The following is a 22,910-nucleotide window of genomic DNA, read 5'->3' as shown; positions in this document are numbered from 1 at the left end:
TCATATCACCTTTCAGTTGCTGCCCGGGGCTGACGTGAGGTCAGCCCCGGGCAGCGGCGCGATCAGTCCAGCCGGGCGTCGAACGCCAGCACGTCGACCAGCCCGTCGACCCGCGTCTGCGGCAGACCACGGGCGACGAACCAGGCCCCGACGTTCTGCACGTCCCGCTCCAGGAACGAGCGGCCACGCGGGTTCGCGATCACGTCCACGATCTGCGGCACGTCGATGATGACCAGTCGGCCCCGGTGCACCAGGATGTTGTACGCCGACAGGTCGCCGTGGGCGTAGCCCAGCCGGGCGAGCACCGACAGACTGTGGCCGAGCTGCTCCCACAGGTCGTCGAGGTCGACCTCCTCGGCGGCGAACTGGGCGAGCCGCCGCGCGGCCACACCATCCTCGTCACCGACGAACTCCATCAGGATCTCGGTGCCGGTGATCTGCACCGGGTACGGCACCGCCATCCCGGCCGACCAGAGTCGGCACAGTGCCGTGAACTCGGCCGCCGCCCACTGCCCGGCGATCGCGTCCTTGCCGAAGGCGGTCCGCTTGGCCATCGCCCGGCTGACCCGGGACTCCTTGTGCTGGCGGCCCTCCAGGTAGCCGGAGTCGCGGTGGAACATCCGGTGCTGGGCGTCCCGGTAACGCTTGGCCGCCATCAGCGTCCGGCGCCGGGTGCCCGGCACACCGCGCTCCAGCAGGAAGACGTCAGCCTCCTTGCCGGTCTTGACGATGCCCAATTCGGTGTCGACGGCGGCCAGTTCGGTCACCACCCAGTCAGGGCGGGGCTCCGGCCCCATCTCCGTGGGGGTGGACTGATCCCAGGTGGACCAGCGGTCGCCCTGGACCGGTCCCTCGGGGGCCGGGGCGGCGGATTCGGCGCCGTAACCGGACGGATCGGCGGCAGAGAGGATGTCGGCGGGGAAGTGCTCGGGCTCGAAGTCGTCGAACCGTTCGGTCCGACGTCCGCGCCGGGCGCCGCCCTTGGGGCGGATACGGGAGAAGGAATCGCTGTCGGCAAAGCGCTCGCGCACTGTGGTGGCTCCTGGGAGGCGGCCCACCGGTGCGTCGGATACGACGCTTCGTCAGCCGGTGGGCGAAGAACGGAAGAAGGCGGCGAATGGCGCGCAGGCAGAAGCGCGCCGCGACTGGGCGGCAACCATCGGGACACACCTCCTCGGTCTTCCGGACTCGGACAGCCTGGTCACCCTAGCCGCTCCAGCGGACGGCGCAAGCGAATTTCTCCGCCCCACAGCGGAACGGGGGCTCGCATGAGTTCCCTGGCAGGCGCTCTAGGGTGCCCGGTATGGAGAATCTGACTGTTCCCAGGGTTGCTGCCGGGCCGGTGACCTGCCGGGCCGTCAGGTGGCGGACGTGACGCGGGTCATGGCAACGGCCCCGCGCGGGCGGACAGGCATGGGTGTGGAGATATCGATACGCGCCCGGATCCGGGCCGGGGACGCGGTGGCGTTCGGACAGCTCTTCGAGGAGCACGCTCGGGTGGTGCACCGGCACGCCGCCCGGATGACCGGGGACCGGACCGTCGCCGAGGACGTGGTCTCGCTGACCTTCCTGGAGGCGTGGCGGCTGCGGGCCGGGGTGGCGCCGGAGGGCGAGAGCCTGCGGCCCTGGCTGCTGGGCATCGCCACCAACGTCATCCGGAACACCCGCCGAGCCGCCCGGCGGCACCAGAAGGCGCTGGCCAAGCTGCCGCCGCACGAGGTGGTCCCCGACTTCGCCGCCGAGCTGACCGGCCGGATCGCCGACGCCGAGCAACTGATGGCCGCCAAGGCCGCGTTGGAGCGGCTGCGCCCGGCCGAGCGTGAGGTGTTCGCGCTCTACGTGTGGGAGGGACTGGACCACGCGGCCGTCGCCGAGGCGCTCGGCAAGCCCGTCGGGACGGTCCGGTCCCGGCTCTCCCGGGCCCGGGCCCGGCTGCGCGAGCTCACGGACCAGGAGCTGGCCAGGGAGCGTGCCGAAAGAAGTACGCAACGCCGGAGCGGCAGCGGACAGCTGACAGGTGACCGCGCACTCGCGGTCCGGTCGACCAAGGAGACGATCCGATGAGCACCCACCCCCGGCACCGGTCGGAGCAGGTCGAGCGGGAGGAGCTGGCCCGGCTGCTGCCGGCCGCGGATGCCCCGGAGCCCGACGGTCACCGCCACTTCCTGCTGAAGGAACACCTGATGGACACCGTGACCGAGAACTCCCGGCGCACCACCCGGCGGCGCTCCCTGACGCTGCGTCTGGCACTTCCCGTGGGCGTGGCCGCCGCACTGGTCGGGGCCGTCCTGGTGAACGGCGCCGACCACCCCGCCCCCGCCCCCGGCCCGGCCGTCGCCGGCGGCAGCCCGTCCGCGGGCGTCACGCCCGGCCCGCTGCCCGAGCCGGTCGGCAACGTGGCCTACAGCCTCCAGACCACCGGCACCGACCTCGTCCAGCTCACCCTGCTCGATCAGAACAGGGCCATCGACACGGCCCAACTCCAGCGCGACCTGGACCGGTTCGGCGCCCGCACCCGGGTCTACCCCGGCGAGCCCGGCTGCACCGCGCCCGAGCCGGCCCCGGGCCCCAGCTACCCGGAGGGCCCGGAGATCGCCGCGAACAACGGCACCAACGCGGACCGGCTGGCCTTCTTCGGCTGGGACATCGACACCACTTTCCCGAAGGCCGTCCTGACCGTCCGTCCCTCGGCCATCCCGGCCGGCTTCCAGGTCTACGTCCACCTCCCGCTGGCGAAGACCACCCCGACCACCCACGCCCAGGAGTTCGAGGCCGGCCTGACCACGACCCCGGGGCCGGACTGCATGCCTGCCAAGCCGTACGAGAACCCCTTGGCGAGCCTGTACCCGAGCCCGACGCACTGACCGCAACCGGTGGGCCCCGTCTGGTGGCGGGGCTCACCGGTCTGCTGACGCCACGGCAGGTCACGGACCGTCACGAGTCGTACCCGGACCCTATCGTGAGGACATGACCATTCAGCGCATGGACAACGTCGGCATCGTCGTCGACGACCTCGACGCCGCCGTCGCCTTCTTCACCGAACTCGGCATGGAGCTGGAAGGCAGGATGCCGATCGAAGGACGCTGGGCGGCAAGCGTCGTCGGGCTCGACGACCTGCGCACCGAGATCGCGATGATGCGGATCCCGGACGCCCCGGGCCGGCTCGAACTGGCGAAGTACCACACCCCGCAGGCGATCACCCCCGAGCCGGAGATCACCCCGGCGAACACGCTGGGCCTGCACCGCGTCATGTTCGCCGTCGACGACCTCGAGGACACCCTCGCCCGCCTCCGCCCGCACGGCGCCGAACTCGTCGGCGAAGTGACGCGCTACGAGGACAGCTACCTGCTCTGCTACCTCCGCGGGCCGAGCGGAATCATCGTCGCGCTGGCCGAGCAGCTGAGCTGACCAGCGAGTCAGCGTTCGGCGGCCGGTACGCCGTTCCAGCGCCACTTGGTGAGGCGGGGACGGCCCGGGAGCTCGCCGCGGCCGGTGCACCAGAGCAGGGCGGGCCAGGGCTCGGCGTCGGCGGGGGAGTCGGGGAAGAGCCGGGCCAGCACCCGTTCGCAGAGCTCGGCGGGCGGGGCCCACGGCAGGCCGAAGCCCTCGGCCAGGTCGTGGGTGTGGGCCAGGATCTCCACGATGCCCATGGCGGTGAAGCCCTCGGGGTCGGAGATGCCGAAGATGTGGTGCGCCCGGACCTGCGGCGGCGTGCAGCGAGCCATCGCGACCAGCAGCGCACCGGTGGTCTCCAGCACCTGGAGCATCCCGGCGGGCCCGGCCGCACGGTCGACGCCGATCGCGTTGGCGGGGCCGCCGGCCCGCGTCCGTGTCCAGCTGAACGGCACCTCACGTTCCAGCGGCGGGGTCCGCGGGCCGATCTGGGCGGCGTACGAGAAGAGGTCGTCGGCCAGGTGCTCGGCGGTCTCCCAGCACGTCCACTCCAGCGAACCGGCCGGCTGGTCCCAGCCCGCCTCGGGCGCCGCGCGCAGGGTGTCGACGGCGAGCCGAACGGCCAGGTCGAGGTCGTCCGGCGTCACCGGCTGGGTTGAACGGATCATGGTCATGGCAGGACCGTACCCTGCCGGTCAGCGGGGGTGACAGCCCATTCTGCCGGACCGTCAGCGCAGCAGGCCGAAGCGCTGGGAACGGCTGTGGCCGCGCTCGTCTGCACGAGCGCGGCCACCTGTCAGAACCGGTCAGTCCCTACCGGGGCACCGGGCCGAGGATCTTGACCGAGCTCTCATGGACGCCGACGTCGGTCTGCTCGGTTGCCCAGCCTGCGGCGGTGAGCACCTGCTCGACGGCGACGGTCATGGCCTCCAGGGCCGTGCTGCCGAGCGGGATGGCTCGCTGGAGAGCCAGCTGCGGGGAGGCGACGATCAGGTCCTTGAGCTCCCGGCTCGGCTCCCAGGTGACGAACACTCCGCCGGAGCTGTCGGCGCTGGCGTCGTAGTAGACGACGAACGTCGACGAACCGATCGTCTTGCCGGCCCGGCTGTCGCCGCCCCGGACGACGGGAAGGCCGACGAACCGGAGGTCGGCCTCGACCGCCTCGGTCCGTTCGACGAGTACCTGCTCCTCGTCCTGGCCCACTCGCTCGGGAACAGTCATGAGCTTCCCTCCATGTCAGAGCCCACGACGCTGCTTCGCGGCGGCGACCATCCTAGCGAACTCCTCTGCCCACACCTTGTTCAGCAGCTTGCCCTCCTTGGTGAGCGGAGAGGCGTAAGGGATCACGTACGTGATGGTGGCTCCCTTGGCCCGCGCGTCCGTCGCCAGCATCGGGCCGCACATGTCCGGGCAGGGGGCCCGGTCGGTGAAGAGGGCGAGGACCTTGTCGTCCGCGGCCAGCTGGTCCATGACCCGCTGCTCGGCGTGGCCCGCGTCACCGCTCGACGCGCGGACCAGCCGGGTGCTGCCGTCAGCGGCCCGCACCCGGGCGACGGCCACGTTGCGCTCGGCGTCCCAGAAGCCCGAGGCGTACCGGAGGTCGAACGCCGCGGTGCTCAACTCGTCGCTGTCGTAGGCGATCTGCAGCGGGCAGAGCGGGTTGGCGTTGTGGACCAGCAGGGAGGTGGCACCGGCCAGCACGTAGTACGTGTGGACGCTGTTGACCGTCAGGTTGTACGCGGCCTGCAGCGCCGTCCGGTGGCGGGTCCCGGTGACCGCGGCGGTGCGACCGTCCGCGACGCGCAGGGTGTCACCGACCGTCAGCTCGGCCGCGTCCCGCCAGGACCGGGCGCTCGCCACCCAGAACGGGTGGTGATCGGTGGCGGTGACCGTGGCGGTGGAACCGTCCGGGGCCGTGACGGTCAGATCGGTGAAGTCACGGTCGTCCGGAGTGAGGATGGTGGCTTCTACCCGCTGGGGACCGGTGGCCCCGGTCACCGGGTCGGTGGCGAGCACCGAGTCACCGGCCCGGACCGCCTCGATCGGCCGCGCGCTGCCGTCGCCCATCAGGACGGGGGTGCCGGCCGGGAAGCTGTTGCTGGTGAAGCACGCCGTACGGGCCTCCCCGGCGATCCGCGCCTCGTTCTCCAACTGCCGTACCAGGGACGGGTCGAGAGCGGAATTGTTGTGCAGGGCGGCCAGCGCCGCATCGGTGCCGGCCCCGTTCCTGAGGGTGAGGCGGAAGGAGGTGACGGCGTCGGCGGTGGCGGTGAGCTTCGCGATGATCGCGTCGCTGTAGCCGTTCAGGGTGGCCTGGACGGCCAGTTTGGCCTGCTCGAGTTCGACGCCCGTCTCCAGGGCGAAGCGCAACGCGACGACACCCTTGGCGCCCTTGGCGAGGGTGCCGTAGGGGATGAAGTTGGATGCGGCCCAGGCGCAGGGGCCGTTGAGGCCGGGGTTCTTCCAGCACTTGACGAAGTCACCGGTGAGGGCTTCGAAGATGAGCTGGTTGGTGCTCTTGTACTCCTTCTTGGCGGTGGTGTCGTACTGCGTGTCGATCGGATCGCTGCGGAGGAGGACGGTGTCCCAGTTGCTGTACTTGCCCTGGCAGGCGGCGATGGAGAGGTTCGGCTCGGGGCAGGTCTTCAGGTAGTAGTCGACCGTGCCGGTGATCTTGACGGTGACCGGCACGTCACAGACCAGCTTCTTGCCCTCCTCCCGCCAGCCGCCGGGGAAGATGGCGATGATGATCGGGTCGTACTCGACACACTTGCTGTGGTCCTCGCGGACGACCTTGGACTTCACGTCGGACCGGGGCACGCCCTCGACGAAGGTGACCCGGCCGTTCGCGTCGACGACGGCCGTCTCGCTCTGCATCTTGCCTTCGGCCGTGTTGGCCTGCTGCTTCGCCATGATCAGCTGCGCGGCCTCCCGGGCGGCCGTGAAGGCCTCGTCCCGGCTCTTGCCGGCGGCGACGGACGAGGCCTGGGCCTCGTCGGAGGCGGTCTTCGCGTCGGAGGCGTACTTCTTGGCCTGCTTGGCGTAGCCGGCCGCCGAGTTGGCGGAGACGCCGGCGCTGCGGGCCGAGGCCTGGGCGGCGGCGGCAGCGGTACGGGCCTGCTTGGCGTAGGCGGCCGCCTGGTCGGCGGATGCCTTGGCCTGGGCGGCCGAGGCGGCGGCCTTCGAGGCCCAGTCGGCGGCCTGTGCGGCGGAGGCCTGCGCCTGGTTGGCGTACGCGGCGGCCTCGTTGGAAGCGTTGCGCGCGGTGGCGTAGGACCGGGCGGCCTGGGCCGCGTACTCGCGGGCCTGGGCGACGTTGCCGTCGATGGTGGCGAGATAGGAGTTGATGGTGGCGACGTGGGCCGCCGTGAAGGCGTCGCGCTGGCGGGCCAGCGGGAGGCCGGTCTGCAGGAACGGCTCGATGCCGGAGGCGGGACCGGCCATGGCGGCCTGGGCGGCGGTCTGGACCTCGGGGCCGCCGGAGGCGATGGCCTGGGTGATCAGGACCCGGTTGTCGTGCTCGCGCGCGATGTACTGACCCTTGGTCAGGAACGCGCGGACGTCCGCGTGGGTGCCGCCCATGGCGGTGTTGGCGGCGTCCTGCACACCGGGACCGCCGGCCGACTGGATCTGCGAGAGCAGGGCCCGGTCGTCGTGCTCCTGGCCGGCGTAGGCGCCGGTGGTCAGGAAGTCGCGGACCTGCGCGGCGGTGCCCACCGAGGCGGTCTCGGCCGCGAGTTTGTGCTCCAGCTTCGTCGAGCCCTCGGCGATGCCCAGGACGCTGCTGCGGTCGTCCTGCTCCCGGGCCCGCGCGAGGTCGGAGCTGAGGAACGCGAGGACCGCGCCGTCCGAGCCCTCGAGCGCGGTCTGCGCCGCGGCCTGAGCCCAGGGGCCGCCCGCGTCCAGCAGCCGGACCGCGGCCTGACGGCCCTTGGCCACCACGGTCTTCTGGTCGGCTCCGGCGGCGGTGGCCTCGGTGATCAGCTGCTCGGTGTCGGCCGCGAGCTGGGTGGTCTTGCCGGCCTCCCAGGCCGCCCGACGGTTCTTCAGGTCCTCGTCCCGGTAGGCCTGTTGCGCGAGGGCCACCTCGGCGGCCTGCTGCGCGTCCAGGCGCTCCTGGTCGGAGGCGCGGGCGATGGCCGCGATGCTGTGGGCCTGCTTCGCCGCGTTCTCCGCGGACACGGCGGCCGCATCGGCGGCGGTGGCCGCGGCCTGCGCGGTGTCGGCGGCCCGGGCGGAGTCGCCGGCGTGCGCGGCCGCGTCCTCCGCTGCGGCTGCCGCCGCCTCGGCGTGGGCGGCGGCGGAGTTGGCCGCCTGCTGCGACTCGCGGGCGGCCGCGGCGGCCTCGTCGGCGATCCTGGTGGTGGCCTTCGCCGCGCGACTGGCTTCCGCGGCGGCACTCTTGGCCCGGGCGGCTGCCCGCCTGGCCCGGTCCGCGGCGTCCCCGGAGACACCCGAGGCACCGGCCGCGTCGGCGGAGGCCTGGGCGGCGGCAGCGGCGTTGTTGCCTGCGGATTCGGCGGCCTTCGCCGCCTCCTTGGCCTGGGTCGACGCCCGTTCGGCCCAGCCGCTGGCCTCGCCTGCGGTACGGGCGTCGGCGGCGGCGTCGCGGGCGGCGACGGCCGCCGCGCGCGCCTGGTCGGCCTTGCCCGCGTCGCCCGCGGTGTCGGCCGCTGCGGACCGGGCCCGGGTGGCGGCCTTGCCCGCCTTCATGGCGGCCGCCGCCGCGTCGGCCGTGGCGTTCGCGGCCTGCCGCGCGGCCTCGTTGGCCGCCTTGGCCGCAGCCGTCGCGTTCTGGACGGAGTTGGCCGCCCGGACGGCGGCGTCCGCCGCCCGGTCGGCCGCGTTGGACGCCTTCGCGGAGTCGGCCTGCGAGGTCCGGGTCTCCTCGGCGGCGCGCTCCGCCGCCTGCTTGGCCAGCGCGGTCGCCTGGAGCGCCTGGGCGGACGCGTCCCGGGCGATCCTGGCCTGCTCGCCGGCCTGGTCGGCGGCGTTCCGCGTCAGGTCCGCCAGCTGAGCGACGGTCAGGGTCTCCTGGTCGTGGGCCGCGGCGGTCTGGTAGCCGTAGCGCAGGAACTCCCGGACGTCCTCGGCGCCGCCGCCCATCGCGGCGTTGGCGGCCTGCTGCACCTGCGGGCCGCCCACGTTCATCAGCTGGGACAGCTTGACCCGGTCGTCGTGCTCGCGGGCGTTGAACTGACCCACGTTCAGGAACTGGACGACGTCCTGCAGCGGGCCGGCCATCGCCTTGTTCGCGGCCTCCTGCACCGCCGGGCTGCCGGTCGACATGATCTGGGACAGCAGCACCCGCTGGTCGTGCTCGTACGGGTTCTGGATCCCCTTGTCGAGGAAGGTCTGCAGACCGGCCGCGTTGCCCGCGAGCGCGGTGGTCGCGGCTTCCCGGACCCCCGGCCCGGCGATCGCGATCAGTTCCTCGACGCGGGCCCGCAGGTCGTGCTCCGCGGCGACGGCCTTGCCGGTCAGCACGAAGGCCGTCACGTCCGCGTCGGAGCCGGCCAGGGCCGTTTCGGCGGCCCGCCGCACGGCCGGTCCGCCGGCCTGCCAGGCCGCGACCGCCTTCACCCGGTCGGCGACGGGTCCGGTCGCGGGCGGGGCATCGGCCGCGAAGGCCGGAATCGTCAGCAGCCCGGTCAGCAGGCTGCCCGCGATCAGGCCGACGGCGGCGCGCCGTCGGCCTGATCGCCTGTCATCAGTGATCCTCATCGAAGATCTGAATTCCCCTCATATCGGCCACCGGCGCCCTGGCCGGTGGCGTCGAATCGCGAAGGGACCCGTGGGCGCGACGTCGGGAGTCGCGCCCATGGGCCCCGTGGAGCCGGTCGAGGACCGTCCGTCAGGACAGGTTCCAGACCTGGTCGTTCCAGGCCGGGTTGCAGCCGTACTGCAGGACGGCCGCGCCGTCCTCGGGGGTGCGCCAGGAGACGTACATGCACTTGTTGGTCACGGCGTTGCGGATCTGGTAGCCGCCGCCGGTGACCGGGTCGAGGTACCAGACCTGGTCGGCCCAGGCGGGGTTGCAGTCGTACTGGGTGACGGGCGCGTTGTCCTCAGGGGTGCGCCAGGAGACGACCAGGCAGCGGTTGGTGACCGGGTTGCGGAACTGGTAGCCGCCGCCGGTGACCGGCTCCAGCTTCCAGACCTGGTCGATGTACCGCGCGTCGCAGCCGACCTGCAGAGCCGGGGCAGCGTTGTCGGGGGTGCGCCAGGAGACGTAGAGGCACTTGTTGGTGTTGACGTTCCGCACCTGGGCCGTGCGCCAGCGGGTCTGCTGGATCCAGGTGCCGAGGTTGTCGACGCGGGTGCTGCCGGCGCCGGTACGGGTCTCGCCCGCCGGGGCGTCGAGGCAGCCGCCCAGCCAGGAACGGGAGGCGACGGCGACGATCTCGGTGGAACCGTTGGCGGTACGGAGCAGCGGGGCCCCGGTGTCGCCCTGGCAGACGGCGGAGGAGCCCGCAGCGGGGGTGCTGTCGAGGCCGGTGGCGGTGACGGCGCCCGCGGTGTGGGTGACGTTGTGGGGGTTGGTGGGACGCCACTGGGTGGCGGTGCGCCCGAAGCCCGGGATGCGCAGGCTCTCGCCCGCCACCGGGGCGGTGGTGGCGACCTTGGCCAGGGTGATGTCCTCGATCGGGGTGGCCAGGCGGGCCATCGCGAGGTCACGGTCGGTGCGGGGGACGAGTTCCGTGATGTCGACGGTCTTGCCGCCGATCGTCACGGTGCTCTTGGTGGCGGGCGCGCCGGCGGCGAGCGTGGCGGGGGTGTCGGTGAAGCAACCGGCCGAGGTGAGGGCCCAGTAGCGGTCGACGAGGGTGGCGGTGCAGGCGCGGGAGCCCGGGCGTCCGGGCTGGCCGACGAGAACACTGCCGATGGCCGGAGTGTCGGTGGTGACGGCCGGTGCGGCGGGGCCGTCGGTGGCGTTGAGCTCGAGCAGGGTGGTGCCGTCGGCGGACGTACCCTCGCCCACGGGGGTGTAGAGGTTCTTCTTGATGTCGATGCTGCTGACCGAACCACCGGTGTTCAGGGTGGCCTTGACGGTGTGGTCGTCACCCTTGACGCTGTAGACCTTCGGCAGCTCCAGCGCCAGGAAGCCCGACGGCCCGGTGACCTTGAAGCAGACCTTCACGGAGCCGGTGTCGAAGGTCCGGCTGAACACCTCGATCAGGTTGTCGGTCGAGGTGCAGTCCGCGAGGCGGATGTTGCCGTCCCCGGATTTCAGGGTGACGTGACTATCCGTCAGGATCTTTGCCGCACCCGGATAGGAGAAGTTCTCGACTGCCAGTGGTGCCGTGGCCTCAGCCGCCGAAGCGGGCATCGAACCGGCCATCAGAGGTATGGCCAGAACGGCGGCGAACGGCCATACCGCTCGACGAACCTTACGCACAAGCGCTCCTAGAAAATGGCATGCCTGGGAGACGCTGATGCCCCCCATCGCACGCGAATTGCCGAGCGGACGTTAGCTGTTTTGGATCTTGAGGACGCTCCCGGACCGCCCCCGCAGACTTCCGGGCGAGGGCGGTCCGGGAGCTCAGGCCTACGGGAGGCGGATGGCGTTCCAGTCCCAGTTGGCGTTGGCGGGGACGGAGTAGCTGCTGGTGAAGGGCTGGATGTGACCGGTGGCGTCGGCGAGGCCGGTGAACATCTTGATGGAGCCGTCGCCGAAGCGGTACATCATGGCGAGGTCGGCGCGGTGGTCGCCGTTGAAGTCGCCGGAGATGAAGCGGATGGCGTTCCAGTCCCAGCTGTCGGCGGGGACGGTGTAGCCGGAGGTGTACTCGCCGAAGGCGCCGTTGGCGTCGGTGAAGGAGGTCATGAACGCGATCGAGCCGTTGGTGTGGCGGTAGGCCATGATCGCGTCTGAGCGGCCGTCACCGTTGGCGTCACCGGCGTAGAGCTGGATGGCGTTCCAGTCCCAGTTGGCGTTGGCGGGAACGCCGTAGCTGCTGGTGAAGGGCTGGATGTGACCGGTGGTGTCGGCGAGGCCGGTGAACATCTTGATGGAGCCGTCGCCGAAGCGGTACATCATGGCGAGGTCGCTGCGGTGGTCGCCGTTGAAGTCGCCGGAGATGAAGCGGATGGCGTTCCAGTCCCAGCTGGCCGGGGGGACGACGTAGCCGGAGGTGTACTCGCCGAACGCGCCGTTGGTGTCGGTGAGGGAGGTCATGAAGGCGATGGAGCCGTTGGTGTGGTGGTAGGCCATGATCGCGTCTGAGCGGCCGTCACCGTTGGCGTCACCGGCGTAGAGCTGGATGGCGTTCCAGTCCCAGTTGGCGTTGGCGGGAACGCCGTAGCTGCTGGTGAAGGGCTGGATGTGACCGGTGGCGTCGGCGAGGCCGGTGAACATCTTGATGGAGCCGTCGCCGAAGCGGTACATCATGGCGAGGTCGGCGCGGTGGTCGCCGTTGAAGTCGCCGTTGATGAACTTGATGGAGTCCCAGTCCCAGCTGGCCGGGGGGACGACGTAGCCGGAGGTGTACTCGCTGAACGCGCCGTTGGTGTCGGTGAGGGAGGTCATGAACGCGATCGAGCCGTTGGCGTGGTGGTAGGCCATGATCGCGTCCGAACGACCGTCACCGTTCGCGTCACCACGGGTCACCGAGCGCAGGACGGTGTCCCCGACCCACTGGCCGAGGTTGTCGACGCGGGTGCTGGCGGCGCCGGTACGGGTCTCGGCGGCGGGGGTGCCGAGGCAGCCGCCCAGCCAGGAACGGGAGGCGACACCGGCGATCTCGACGGTGCCGTTCTGGTCGCGGAGCAGCGGAGCTCCGGCGTCACCCGCGCAGATCGGGGCGGCGCCGGTCGCGGGCGAGCTGTCGATGCCCGTGGCGGTGATGGCGCCCGTGGTGTGCGTGGTGGTGTGGGGGTTGACGGGACGCCACTGGGTGGCGGTGCGGCCGAAGCCGGGGACGCGCAGGCTCTCCCCGGTCGCGGGAGCGGTGGTGGCGAGCTTGGCCGGGGTGATGCCGTCGACCGGGCCGGCCAGGCGGGCCATCACGAGGTCGCGGTCCGTACGGGGGACGAGCTCGACGATGTCGACCGTCTTGCCGCCGATCGTCACGGTGCTCTTGGTCGCGGGCGCGCCGGCGGCGAGCGTGGCGGGGGTGTCGGTGAAGCAGCCGGCCGAGGTCAGGGCCCAGATGCGGTCGACCAGGGTGGCGGTGCAGGCACGCGAGCCGGCCCGACCGGGCTGGCCGATGACGAGGCTGCCGACCGCGGGGGTGTCGGTGGTGACGGCCGCTGCGGCGGGTCCGTCGGTGGCGTTGAGCTCGAGCAGGGTGGTGCCGTCGGTGGAGGTGCCCTCGCCGACGGGGGTGTAGAGGTTCTTCTTGATGTCGACGCTGCTGACCGAACCGCCGGTGTTCAGCGTGGCCTTGACGGTGTGGTCGTCGCCCTTGACGCTGTAGACCTTCGGCAGCTCGAGGGCCAGGTAGCCGGTGGGCCCGGTGACCTTGAAGCAGACCTTGACGGAGCCGGTGTCGAAGGTCCGGCTGAACACCTCGATCAGGTTGTCGGTCGAGGTGCAGTCGGCCAGCTGGATGTTGCCGTCCCCGGACTTCAGGGTGACGTGCTGCTCCGCGAGGATCTGCGCGGCCCCCGGGTAGGAGAAGCCCTCCACCGTCAGCGGCGGGGTGGCCTCGGCCGCCGAGGCCGACATCGAACCGGCCATCAGAGGTATTGCCAGAACGGCGGCAAGCGGCCAGACCATTCTACGGACCGTACGCACAAGTGCTCCCAGAAAATGACATGCCTGGGAAGCCCTGTCGCCCCCCATGGCAGGTGAATTGCCGACCGGACGCTACCGGCTTGCGTTCTTGACCGTCAAAGCCTTCGGGCAGTCCTCGTCAGGTTTTGTGGCGGCGGACATTCTGGCAGGTCGGAGGCGATTTCCGTTCCCGAACTGCTGCCTCTCCGGAACGCGTCCGGCGGCCGGTTCCCAGCATTGTGGGAACCGGCCGCCGGACAACGGATATTGACGCCGGGTCAGGGAGCGGACGGGCCGCCGTGGTACTTGGTCCAGCCCTCACCCTGCGGGTCGACGGCCCACAGGGCGTTGCGGGTGTCGCGGACGAAGGTGACCAGGTGGTTGTCGGCCGGGTCCACGATCGTCTGCGGTACGGCGTCGGCCGCCAGGACGGTGTCGTCGGGGGTCTTGGTGAACTGGGTCCAGCCGGCGCCCAGCGGGTCGACCATGAACAGGCGGTTGTCGGGCCCGTTGACGTAGGTGATCAGGTGGCGCTGGCCGGAGGGGCCGGCGACGGTGGTCGGGTCGGTGGCGGCCATCGCGCCGAAGTCGACCCAGCCCTCGGCCTGCGGGTCCACCGACCACAGGTGGTTGGCGGTGTCGCGGACGTAGGTGACGAGGTGTCCGTCGGCCGGGTCGATCACGGTGTGGGGAACGGCGTTGGGCGCCAGGACCGTGCCGGAGGGCGTCTTGATGAACGTCGTCCAGCCGTTGCCGCGCTGGTCGACGGAGTAGAGCAGGTTGTTCGGGCCGTTCACGTAGACGATCACGTGGCCGTTGGCCGCGATGGCGGTCGGGTCGGTGGCGGCCATCGCGCCGAAGTCGACCCAGCCCTCGGCCTGCGGGTCCACGGACCACAGGTGGTTGGCGGTGTCGCGGACGTAGGTGACGAGGTGTCCGTCCGCGGGGTCGACCACGGTGCTGGGCACCGCGTTGGGTGCGAGGACGGTGTTGGAGGAGGTCTTGGTGAACTCGATCCAGCGCTGGTTCTCGCTCGCGCGCTCGTCGAAGGACCACAGCCTGTTGTCGGGGCCGTTGACGTACACGATGACGTGGTTGTTCGCCGGGTTCACCACGGCGACGGGGTCGGCGGCAGCGTACGCCCCCCAGTTCCGCCAGCCCTCGCCCTGCGGGTCGACCGACCACAAGTGGTTGTCGCTGTCCCGCAGGTAGGTCACCAGGTGCTTGTCGGCCGGGTCCACGATCGTGAACGGCGAGCCCTTGGTGACCGTGCCCGACGGCGTCGAACTCGCCGTCCGGGTGATCCACTGGGCGATGTCGTCCACCCGGGTGCCGGACGCTCCGGTACGGGTCTCGGACGCGGAAGTTCCGAGGCAACCGCCCTGCCAGGCGCGGCTGTTGACCGCGGCCAGCTCGTAGCCGGTGCCGGTCCTGCGGATCGCCGGACCACCGGCGTCACCCTGGCAGATCGTGTCGGCCGGGGCCTTGGCCGCGAGGTCGAGGCCGGTGGCGGCGACGGCGCCGACGGTGAAGGTGGCGGTGTGGAGCTTGCCGGGCACCCACTCGACCTTGGTGCGACCGTAGCCGGCCACCGTGAACTCCTGGCCGCCGACCGGAGCGGTGGCGGCGACAGGCATCGGAGTGACCCCGGCGGCGGGCACCGCGAGGCGGGCCATCACCAGGTCGCGGTCGGTACGGGGGACGAGCTCGACGAGGTCGACGGTCTTGCCGCCGATCGTCACGGTGCTCTTGGTGGCGGGCGCGCCGGCGGCGAGCGTGGCGGGGGTGTCGGTGAAGCAACCGGCCGTGCTCAGGACCCAGTACGGGTCGACGAGGGTGGCGGTGCAGGCGCGGGAGCCCGCGCGGCCGGGCTGGCCGATGACGACGGCACCGACCGCCGGGTACTCGCTGGTGGTGGCCGATGCGGCGGGCCCGTCGGTGGCGTTCAGTTCCAGCAGGGTGGTGCCGTCGGCGGAGGTGCCCTCGCCGACAGGGGTGTAGAGGTTCTTGCGGATGTCGACGCTGCTGACCGAACCGCCGGTGTTGAGCGTGGCCTTGACGGCGTGGTCGTCGCCCTTGACGCTGTAGACCTTCGGGAGCTCCAGCGCGAGGTAGCCGGTGGGCCCGGTGACCTTGAAGCAGACCTTGACGGAGCCGGTGTCGAAGGTCCGGCTGAAGACCTCGATCAGGTTGTCGGTCGAGGTGCAGTCCGCGAGGCGGATGTTGCCGTCCCCGGACTTCAGGGTGACGTGACTCTCCGCCAGGATCTTTGCTGCATCCGGGTAGGAGAAACCCTCCACCGCCGGCGGCAGGGTGGCCTCAGCGGCCGAGGCCGATACCGAACCGGCCATCACGGGTATTGCCAGAACGGCGGCAAGCGGCCACACCACTCTACGAGCCATACGCACAAGTACTCCCAAAGAAATGACATGCCTGGGAGACGCTGCTGCCCCCATCGCACGCGAATTGCCGACCGGACGCTACCGGCTGGTGTTCTTGAGCGTCAAAGCCTTCGGGCAGTCCTCGTCAGGTTTTGTGGCGGCGGACATTCTGGCAGGTCGGAGGCGATTTCCGTTCCCGAACTGCTGCCTCTCCCGAACGCGTCCGGCGGCCGGTTCCCACCATGCTGGGAACCGGCCGCCGGACAGCGGGTATTGACACTGGGTCAGGATTTCGGGGCGATCACCGGATCAGTGCTTGCGGGCCCGGCTCGGCTGGACCCGGGGCGGTTCGCCCTCGGCCTTGGGGTGGTCCGGCGGGTAGGGCAGGTCGCCCACGCCGTGGTCGGCGGCCTGACGGTCGGCCAGCTCCAGGAGCGGGTCGAGGCGGAAGGCGTGGTCGGGGAGGTCCGCGTGCAGGTCGCCCAGTTCCGCGTAGCGGGCGGGCATGGTGCGGATGGTGAAGTCGAGCGGGGTGGCCTGGTCCAGCTCCTCCCAGCGCAGCGGCGCCGAGACGGTCGCCTCCGGGCGGGGCCGGACGGAGTAGGGGGAGGCGATGGTGCGGTCGCGGGCCATCTGGTTGTAGTCGACGAAGATCCGTTCGCCGCGTTCCTCCTTCCACCAGTTGGTGGTGACCTTGCCCGGCATCCGGCGCTCCAGCTCGCGCCCGAGCGCGATCACCGCGTGCCGGCAGTCGGCGAAGGTCCACTCCGGCACGATCGGCACGTACACGTGCAGGCCGCGGCCGCCGGAGGTCTTCGGCCAGCCGCGCAGGCCGTGCTCCTCCAGGACGGCGCGCAGCTCGTGCGCGGCCCGGACGGCGTCGGCGAAGTCGGTGCCGGGCTGCGGGTCGAGGTCGATCCGCAGCTCGTCCGGGTGTTCGGTGTCCGTGCGGCGGACCGGCCAGGGGTGGAAGGTCAGGCAGCCCAGGTTGACCGCCCAGAGCACGGCGGCCGCCTCGGTCGGGCAGATCTCGTCGGCGGTGCGGCCGCTGGGGAAGGCGATCCGGGCGGTCGGCAGCCAGTCCGGCAGGCTCTTGGGGGCGCGCTTCTGGTAGAAGAACTCCGCCTCGATCCCGTCCGGGAAGCGCTGCAGCGTGGTCGGCCGGTCGCGCAGCCCGCGCAGCGCGCCGGGGGCCACCGCGAGGTAGTACTCCGCCACGTCCCGCTTGGTGTACCCGTGCTCGGGGAAGTACACCTTGTCCGGATTGGAGAGCCGCACCGCCCGGCCGTCCACGTCCAACTCGATCGCCGTACTCGCCATGGCCTCCACGCTAGGCCGACCGTGCCAAGGCCGCGCGTCCTGGCGCGCATCCGAGCTGACGGACCGCCACCATCGGGGTATGGACCTCCCCGTGCTGCCGCCCGTCCCGCCGATGCTGGCCAAGGCCGTGACCCGGATTCCGCCGGGCCTGCACTACGAGGCGAAGTGGGACGGCTTCCGGGCGATCGTGTTCCGGGACGGCGACGAGGTCGAGATCGGCAGCCGTACGGGCAAGCCGCTGAACCGGTACTTCCCCGAGGTGGTCGAGGCGGTGCGGGCCGAGCTGCCGGAGCGGTGCGTGGTCGACGGTGAGATCGTGATCGCGCACGACGGACGGCTGCACTTCGAGGAGCTGCTCGAGCGCATCCACCCCGCCGCCTCCCGGGTCCGCACCCTGGCGGAGCGCACCCCCGCCTCGTTCGTGGCCTTCGACCTGCTCGCGCTGGGCGGGGACTCGTACCTGGAGCGGCCGCTGAGGGAGCGTCGGGAGGCGTTGGTGGCCGCACTGGCCGGGGCGCGGGCGCCGGTTCACCTGGCCCCGGCGACCACCGACCCGGCGGTGGCCGCGCAGTGGTTCGGCCAGTTCGAGGGCGCGGGCCTGGACGGGGTGGTGGCCAAGCAGCTCGACCAGCCGTACCAGCCGGGGGCCCGGGCGATGTACAAGATCAAGCACAGCCGGACCGCCGACTGCGTGCTGGCCGGCTACCGCGAGCACAAGAGCGGTCCGGTGGTCGGCTCGCTGCTGCTCGGTCTGTACGACGAGGCCGGGCAGCTCCAGCACGTCGGGGTCTGCGCCTCCTTCACGATGGCCCGCCGGGCCGAACTGGTCGAGGAACTGGCGGAGTTGCGCCTGCCCGAGGGCGCCGAGCACCCGTGGATGGCCTGGCAGGACGAGGCGGCCCAGGCGGCCGCCCGGCTGCCCGGCGGACAGAGCCGCTGGACCGGCGGCAAGGACCTGAGCTGGGTGCCGCTGCGCCCCGAGCGGGTCTGCGAGGTCGGGTACGACCACATGGAGGGCACCCGGTTCCGGCACACCACCCAGTTCAAGCGCTGGCGGCCGGACCGGGCGCCGGAGTCCTGCGGCTACCAGCAGCTGGAGGAGCCGGTGGGCTACGACCTGGCGGAGCTGCTCGGACCCACGGTCAGCTGAGCACGGTGCAGGGCAGCGGGTCGAAGCCGTTGAAGCCCTGGGTCAGGTAACTGGTGGCGTACGCCCCGCTGGAGAGGATCCACACCGGGTCGCCGGAGACCACAGCCTTTGGGACCGGGACCCGGGCGTGCTCGTGGTCGTAGGCGTCGTCGCTGTCGCAGGTCGGACCGGCCACCACGGCCGGGACGTACTCCGCGTCCGGGTGGGTCGGGAAGACCAGTCGGTACTGCAACTCGTCCATCTCGTACAGGCCGTTGAACTTGCCGCAGCTCAGGTAGAGCCAGTGCTCCGGCCGGCCGTCCGACTGCCGACGGGAGGAGAGCCGGTAGACGTGGGCCCGGATCGCGCCCTGGTCGGCGACCAGGTGCCGGCCGGGCTCGATGACGAAGTCCAGGGTGCCGCCCGCGAGTTCCCTGAGCCGGTCGACGCCCTCGCGGATCACCGCGAACATCTTGTCCAGCGGCGGGTCGAGCGGCCTGCCGTGCCGGTCGTGGTAGCCGAGCGCGGGCAGCCCGCCGCCGAGGTTGACGTGGTCGAGCCGGATGCCGCGCCGACGGAGCGTCAGCAACACCTCGGCCAGCTGCTCGAAGGCGTCCTGCCAGGCCTCGGTGGTCATCTGCTGCGAACCGACGTGCACCGACAGGCCCGCCGGGGTCAGCCCCGCCGCCCGGGCGGCCTCCAGCACCAGCACCGCGTCGTCCGCCGAGCAGCCGAACTTCCGGCTCAGCCCCCAGAGCGCGCCGGTCCCGCTGGTGGCGAGCCGACAGAACACCCGGGCGCCGGGGGCGTGGGCGGCGATCGCCGCGACGTCCTCCAGGCTGTCGGTGGCGAAATCCCTGATCCCCAGCCGGTACGCCTCGGCGATGCCCCGGTCGGACTTGACGGTGTTGCCGTAGTGGACCAGGCCGGGCGGCACGCCGGTGCGCAGCGCCTGGGCGATCTCGTTCGGGCTGGCCGCGTCGAACCCGGCGCCCTGCCCGGCCAGTTGGGCCAGCACATCGTCCACCGGGCAGGCCTTCAGGGCGAACCGGACGGCGACCCCGGGCAGCTCCTCGACCAGCGCCGCGTACCGTTCGCCGATGGCCGCCAGGTCGTAGATGATCCGGTCCTCGGTGGCGGCGGCCAGCGCGGCCTGCAGGCTCACTTGGCGGAGTCCTCTGCACGCCAGGACCTGAGGCCGAGCAACTTCTCGCCGAGCTCGTCGAGTTCGGGGCTGCCGTAGCGCTCCCACTCGGGCCGGACGGCGTCGCCGACCAGGGTCCAGTTCCACTCGGGGGTGCCGAGGGTGCGCCAGGAGTTGATCCGGGAGGTGCGCAGCTCCTCGTGCTCCTCCAGAGCGGGCATCATCGAGAGGTACTGGACCGCCCGGACGCCGTCGGCGGAGGTGTTGGCGGCGACGCCGTGGGCCAGCAGGCCGTTCCAGATCAGCAGGTCACCGGCCTTCAGCTCGGGCCGGACGACCGGGAGTTCGGCCCGGTCGACGGTCGGCCGGATCGGGTCGCGGTCGGCGGGCTGGGCGGCCTGCCACTGGTTGAACTGCCGGAACAGCTCCGGGTTGCACTGGAATCCGCCGTGGCCGTCCTGAGTGTCGTTCAGCGCGATGATGCCCTGGACGCGTTGCGGCAGGATGCCCTGGGTGGTGTCGACGTCCCAGTGCAGTTCGATGTCGAAGCCGCGGTCGGTGGCCTCGATCAGGTCGCGTGAACGGTTGCCGGTGTTGGGCGGGTTGAGGTTGAGCCGGTCCAGGGTGACCCAGAGCTGCTCGCTGTCCCAGACGTCGACGAAGGCCTCGTAGACCCGGCGGTTCTGCCGCATGCTCCACTGCAGCCGGTGCTGGTACGCCTCGACGAAGCCGTAGACGTGCAGGTGCCGGTCGAGCTCGTCCCGGTACGGGCGCTCGGGGTACCAGGTCTCCGGGCGGTCCGGGTCCATGTCCTGGAACTCCCAGGCGAACGCCAGCAGTTGGCGGGCCTCCTCGGCCGGGACGGCCTGCCTGACGATCACGTAGCCGTAGGTCTGCCAGAAGTCGTAGTCCTCCTCGGAGAGGACGCGCAGCGGCCGGGTCTTCCGGATCTCCCGCAGCGCCGTCCGGGCCAGGTACGTCTCGCCGTCCGCACTGAAGTAGGGCCGGTCGGTGGCGGCGCGATGGAGATACGGGTCGGGCGTGGGCATGCAGTCACTCCAGGTCGGGTGGTCGACGTGGCCCGGACTCCCGTCGGGGGAAAGGGCGTTGGAATCCGGCCGTGGGGAATGGACGCCGCACGGGCCGCTTCCCTCACATTGGACTAGACCAACTTTCGCGTCAAGCCTTTCCGGTGGGTAACTCGGCCCTGGCGGGCGGAAATCGAGGGAATTCTGCCCTGCCGGTCAGTCCGGAGATGACGGGAAGGGCAATCGGCGAATATGTGCAATTGGAAAACAAAGAAGGGCACCCGTCGGGCGGGTGCCCTTCTCGGTGTTCCGGGTTCAGGACCCGTTCAGGTCCGCACTCTGACGACGGGTCAGCCGCCAGACCACGTCCTCACCGCTCTTGGCCGGGGCGAGCAGTTCGGCCGGCCGCCGAAGGTGCTCGGTATAGCCGAGCCGGGCCGGAACGGCCCCGCTGGCGAGGTTCGCCGCGTCGTGCACGATCTCGACGAATTCCACCCCGGGAATGCGGAAGGCTTGTTCGGTGAGTGCCCTGGCGGCCCGGGTGGCCACCCCGCGGCCGGTGGCGGCGGGGTGCAGCCAGTAGCCGATCTCACGGCCGCCGGGCTCGGTGTCCTCGCGGCGCATCAGGCCGCTGAGGCCGACGATCGCCCCGTCCAGGACCAGTGCGTAGGTGTACTCCGTCCCGTCTGCCCAGCACTCGGCGCGGCGGCCGACGTGCGCGGCGGTCCTGGCCGGACTGTGCTCGGCCACCCAGGGCAGCCAGGGCCGCAGGTGCTCGAGCGACTCGTCGATCACCCGGAGCAGCTCCGGGAGATCCGCTTCGTCGAGGCGGCGCAGCGTCAGTTCGTCCAGTTCGATCACGTGCAGCGGAATGTCCATGCCGGGGATGATGGTCCGCGGCGGAGCGCGCGGGCAACGGAATTACCGGGATCCGGCGGGGCATCCGGGCGACGGACAGTGACCACGAACCATCCTTCGCCCGCCTGTCCGAGAGGCTGTTCGATCCGGTAAGGAGTACCGGGAGCGGCCAAGTTGTGACCTATCATCGCCCGCGGGCCGGAACCCGGCGGCCCGTCTGCCGCGTCACTCTCGGTGGCCACATGCGGTGTGGACCGACCTCTCGGGGGTGGAGACAGATGGACGACTCGATAGCCAAGGCCGGACCGCAGGACCAGCGGTGGGAACTGCCGGACTACGAGCACGATCGCGAACTCGGCGCGGGCGCGGCCGGGCGGGTGGTGCTGGCCCGGCACCGGGCCACCGGGACGCCGGTCGCGGTCAAGTACCTCTCAGGACCGGCGGCCGACCACGAAGGCTTCCGCGCCGAGGCCGAGCTGCTCGCCGCGCTGCACTCGCCGTACATCGCCCGGCTCTACGAGTACGTGGAGAGCCCGTACGGGGCCGCGATCGTGATGGAGCTGGTCGACGGCATCTCGCTGCGCGACCTGCTCAAGGCCGAGGGCGCCACCGGCCCGGAGGCCGCCCTCACCGTGCTCAAGGGTTCGCTGCTCGGCCTGGTCGCCGCCCACCGGGCCGGGGTGGTGCACCGCGACTACAAGCCGGGCAACGTCCTGGTCGCGGCTGACGGATCGTCGAAGCTGGTCGACTTCGGCATCGCGGTCCGGGTCGGCGACACCGGCGGGATCGCCGGCACCCCCGCCTACATGGCCCCCGAGCAGTGGGCCGGCCGGCCCGCCGCACCCAGCACCGACGTCTACGCCGCGACCGCCACCTTCTTCGAGTGCCTGACCGGCGCCAAGCCCTACTCCGGCACCACGCTGATCGAGCTGGCCGTCCAGCACACCGAGGCGGAGATCCCGGCCGAGCAGGCGCCCGAGGCCCTGCGTCCGCTGATCCTGGCCGGTCTGGCCAAGACGCCGGAGCAGCGGCCGGACGGCGCCGCCCTGCTGATCGAACAGTTGGAGGCGGTGGCGGGCGCCGCGTACGGACCGGACTGGGAGGCCAGGGGCCGGCACCGGCTCGCCGCGCTGGTCGCCCTGCTGCCCGGGCTGCTGCCGTACGGCGGCGCGCCGTCGGTGGGCAGTACGTCGTTCGCGACCACCACGCTGGGGGCGACGGCGGGCCGTCCGGCGCGGTTCGGGCGGCGGGCCAAGCTGCTGAGCGCGGGCATCGGGGTGGTCCTGGTGGCCGGCGCACTGGCCGGGGTCGCGGTGGCGGGAGCGCCCGGCTCGGCCGGGAGCACGGCGATGGCCGCACCGAAGGCGACCACCACGCTCGGGGCGGCGGTCGCACCGGCGCCGTCCGACAGTGCGTCAGCCGCCGCCTCGGCTTCGGCTGTGCCCACGCCGTCGGCCTCGCCGTCCGGGGAGCCGAGCGCCTCGGCGACCATGGCTCCGCCGGTGCCGAGTATGAGCAAGAAGCCCCCGACGCCGACCGGCAGTACGAGCGCGTCCGCGAGCCCGTCGCCGACCGTTGCGCCGCCCACCCCGACCGTGACGCCGCCCGCACCGCCGCTGCAGGTGAAGTACATCGCGGGCTCGGCCACCTGCTCGCCCTCGTACATGACGGTCTCCGGGACGGTCGACACCGACGGCGCCGCCGACGGAACGCTGACGCTGACCTGGACGAGCAGTGCGTCCAGGCTGCCGGTCACCCACACCGTCGCGCTGCCCAAGGGCCAACGGACCGTCAAGTTCAGCGACTCGATGCCGTTCGGCAACGCCCGGACGCTGACGGTCCGGCTGACCAGCACGCCGGCCGCCACCAGGGGACAGGGCTCGACCTTCACGCTGGATTCCAGCAGCCAGACTTGCAATCCGATCCGCTGAGAGCAGGA

Annotated in this window: 16 protein-coding genes; 5 read left to right on the top strand and 11 right to left on the bottom strand. The window is 71.6% G+C overall.

Annotation, left to right across the window (positions count from 1 at the left end):
• Positions 1-62 precede the first annotated feature (62 nt).
• On the bottom strand, positions 63-1,031 hold the full coding sequence (locus tag F4556_RS39315) for a serine protein kinase RIO (protein ID WP_313068109.1): 969 nt from the start codon (positions 1,029-1,031) through the stop codon (positions 63-65).
• A 388-nt stretch (positions 1,032-1,419) separates the two neighbouring features.
• On the opposite strand from F4556_RS39315, the gene F4556_RS01850 reads away from it, so the two are divergent.
• The 3 genes from F4556_RS01850 to F4556_RS01840 all read left to right on the top strand — a co-directional run bounded on the left by F4556_RS01850 (position 1,420) and on the right by F4556_RS01840 (position 3,408).
• The gene (locus tag F4556_RS01850) at positions 1,420-2,064 is read left to right on the top strand and encodes an RNA polymerase sigma factor (RefSeq protein WP_184911064.1); all 645 of its coding nucleotides are present in this window, start codon (positions 1,420-1,422) and stop codon (positions 2,062-2,064) included.
• Positions 2,061-2,864, top strand: a complete 804-nt coding sequence (locus F4556_RS01845) for a hypothetical protein (RefSeq protein WP_184911063.1) — start codon at positions 2,061-2,063, stop codon at positions 2,862-2,864. Before F4556_RS01850 ends, F4556_RS01845 begins: the two co-directional genes overlap by 4 nt.
• 103 nt (positions 2,865-2,967) lie before the next feature.
• Positions 2,968-3,408, top strand: coding sequence for a VOC family protein (locus F4556_RS01840; RefSeq protein WP_184911061.1), 441 nt, complete (start codon positions 2,968-2,970; stop codon positions 3,406-3,408).
• Positions 3,409-3,416: 8 nt separating this feature from the next.
• Here F4556_RS01840 and F4556_RS01835 read toward each other — a convergent pair whose 3' ends face one another.
• From F4556_RS01835 to ligD, 7 genes are all read right to left on the bottom strand, one after another.
• A complete protein-coding gene (locus tag F4556_RS01835) occupies positions 3,417-4,067 on the bottom strand; it encodes a hypothetical protein (protein ID WP_376775645.1) in 651 nt (216 codons plus the stop codon).
• A 139-nt stretch (positions 4,068-4,206) separates the two neighbouring features.
• Complete coding sequence (locus tag F4556_RS01830; RefSeq protein ID WP_184911059.1) at positions 4,207-4,614, bottom strand: hypothetical protein; 408 nt, start codon at positions 4,612-4,614, stop codon at positions 4,207-4,209.
• 15 nt (positions 4,615-4,629) lie between these two features.
• The gene (locus F4556_RS01825; RefSeq protein ID WP_184911057.1) at positions 4,630-9,117 is read right to left on the bottom strand and encodes a polymorphic toxin-type HINT domain-containing protein; all 4,488 of its coding nucleotides are present in this window, start codon (positions 9,115-9,117) and stop codon (positions 4,630-4,632) included.
• A 130-nt stretch (positions 9,118-9,247) separates the two neighbouring features.
• The gene (locus tag F4556_RS01820; protein ID WP_184911055.1) at positions 9,248-10,735 is read right to left on the bottom strand and encodes an RICIN domain-containing protein; all 1,488 of its coding nucleotides are present in this window, start codon (positions 10,733-10,735) and stop codon (positions 9,248-9,250) included.
• Positions 10,736-10,942: 207 nt separating this feature from the next.
• A complete protein-coding gene (locus F4556_RS01815) occupies positions 10,943-13,114 on the bottom strand; it encodes a trypsin-like serine protease (protein ID WP_184911053.1) in 2,172 nt (723 codons plus the stop codon).
• 275 nt (positions 13,115-13,389) lie between these two features.
• Positions 13,390-15,462 (bottom strand): DUF8189 domain-containing protein, encoded by a 2,073-nt coding sequence (locus F4556_RS01810; RefSeq protein WP_184911050.1) that lies wholly within the window; start codon positions 15,460-15,462, stop codon positions 13,390-13,392.
• Between the two features lie 339 nt (positions 15,463-15,801).
• On the bottom strand, positions 15,802-16,797 hold the full coding sequence (ligD, locus tag F4556_RS01805; protein ID WP_184924175.1) for a non-homologous end-joining DNA ligase: 996 nt from the start codon (positions 16,795-16,797) through the stop codon (positions 15,802-15,804).
• Between the two features lie 94 nt (positions 16,798-16,891).
• Here ligD and F4556_RS01800 point away from each other — a divergent pair, with 94 nt between their 5' ends.
• Entirely contained in the window at positions 16,892-17,962 is a 1,071-nt protein-coding gene (locus F4556_RS01800) for an ATP-dependent DNA ligase (RefSeq protein WP_184911048.1), read from the top strand.
• Here the strand turns inward: F4556_RS01800 and F4556_RS01795 are convergent.
• From F4556_RS01795 to F4556_RS01785, 3 genes are all read right to left on the bottom strand, one after another.
• Positions 17,955-19,100 carry a type III PLP-dependent enzyme domain-containing protein gene (locus tag F4556_RS01795; RefSeq protein ID WP_184924173.1) on the bottom strand — a complete coding sequence of 382 codons (1,146 nt, stop codon included), beginning with the start codon at positions 19,098-19,100 and terminating at the stop codon, positions 17,955-17,957. The genes F4556_RS01800 and F4556_RS01795 overlap by 8 nt on opposite strands.
• 2 nt (positions 19,101-19,102) lie before the next feature.
• Positions 19,103-20,134 (bottom strand): phytanoyl-CoA dioxygenase family protein, encoded by a 1,032-nt coding sequence (locus F4556_RS01790; protein WP_184911046.1) that lies wholly within the window; start codon positions 20,132-20,134, stop codon positions 19,103-19,105.
• 294 nt (positions 20,135-20,428) lie between these two features.
• Entirely contained in the window at positions 20,429-20,992 is a 564-nt protein-coding gene (locus tag F4556_RS01785) for a GNAT family N-acetyltransferase (RefSeq protein ID WP_184911044.1), read from the bottom strand.
• 257 nt (positions 20,993-21,249) lie between these two features.
• On the opposite strand from F4556_RS01785, the gene F4556_RS01780 reads away from it, so the two are divergent.
• Positions 21,250-22,902: a serine/threonine-protein kinase gene (locus F4556_RS01780; RefSeq protein ID WP_184911042.1), complete on the top strand. Its 1,653-nt coding sequence runs from the start codon at positions 21,250-21,252 to the stop codon at positions 22,900-22,902.
• Positions 22,903-22,910: the final 8 nt, after the last annotated feature.

This window comes from Kitasatospora gansuensis, from assembly GCF_014203705.1.
GTDB classification, from domain to species: domain Bacteria; phylum Actinomycetota; class Actinomycetes; order Streptomycetales; family Streptomycetaceae; genus Kitasatospora; species Kitasatospora gansuensis.
This window is presented reverse-complemented; position numbering and strand designations above follow the sequence as displayed.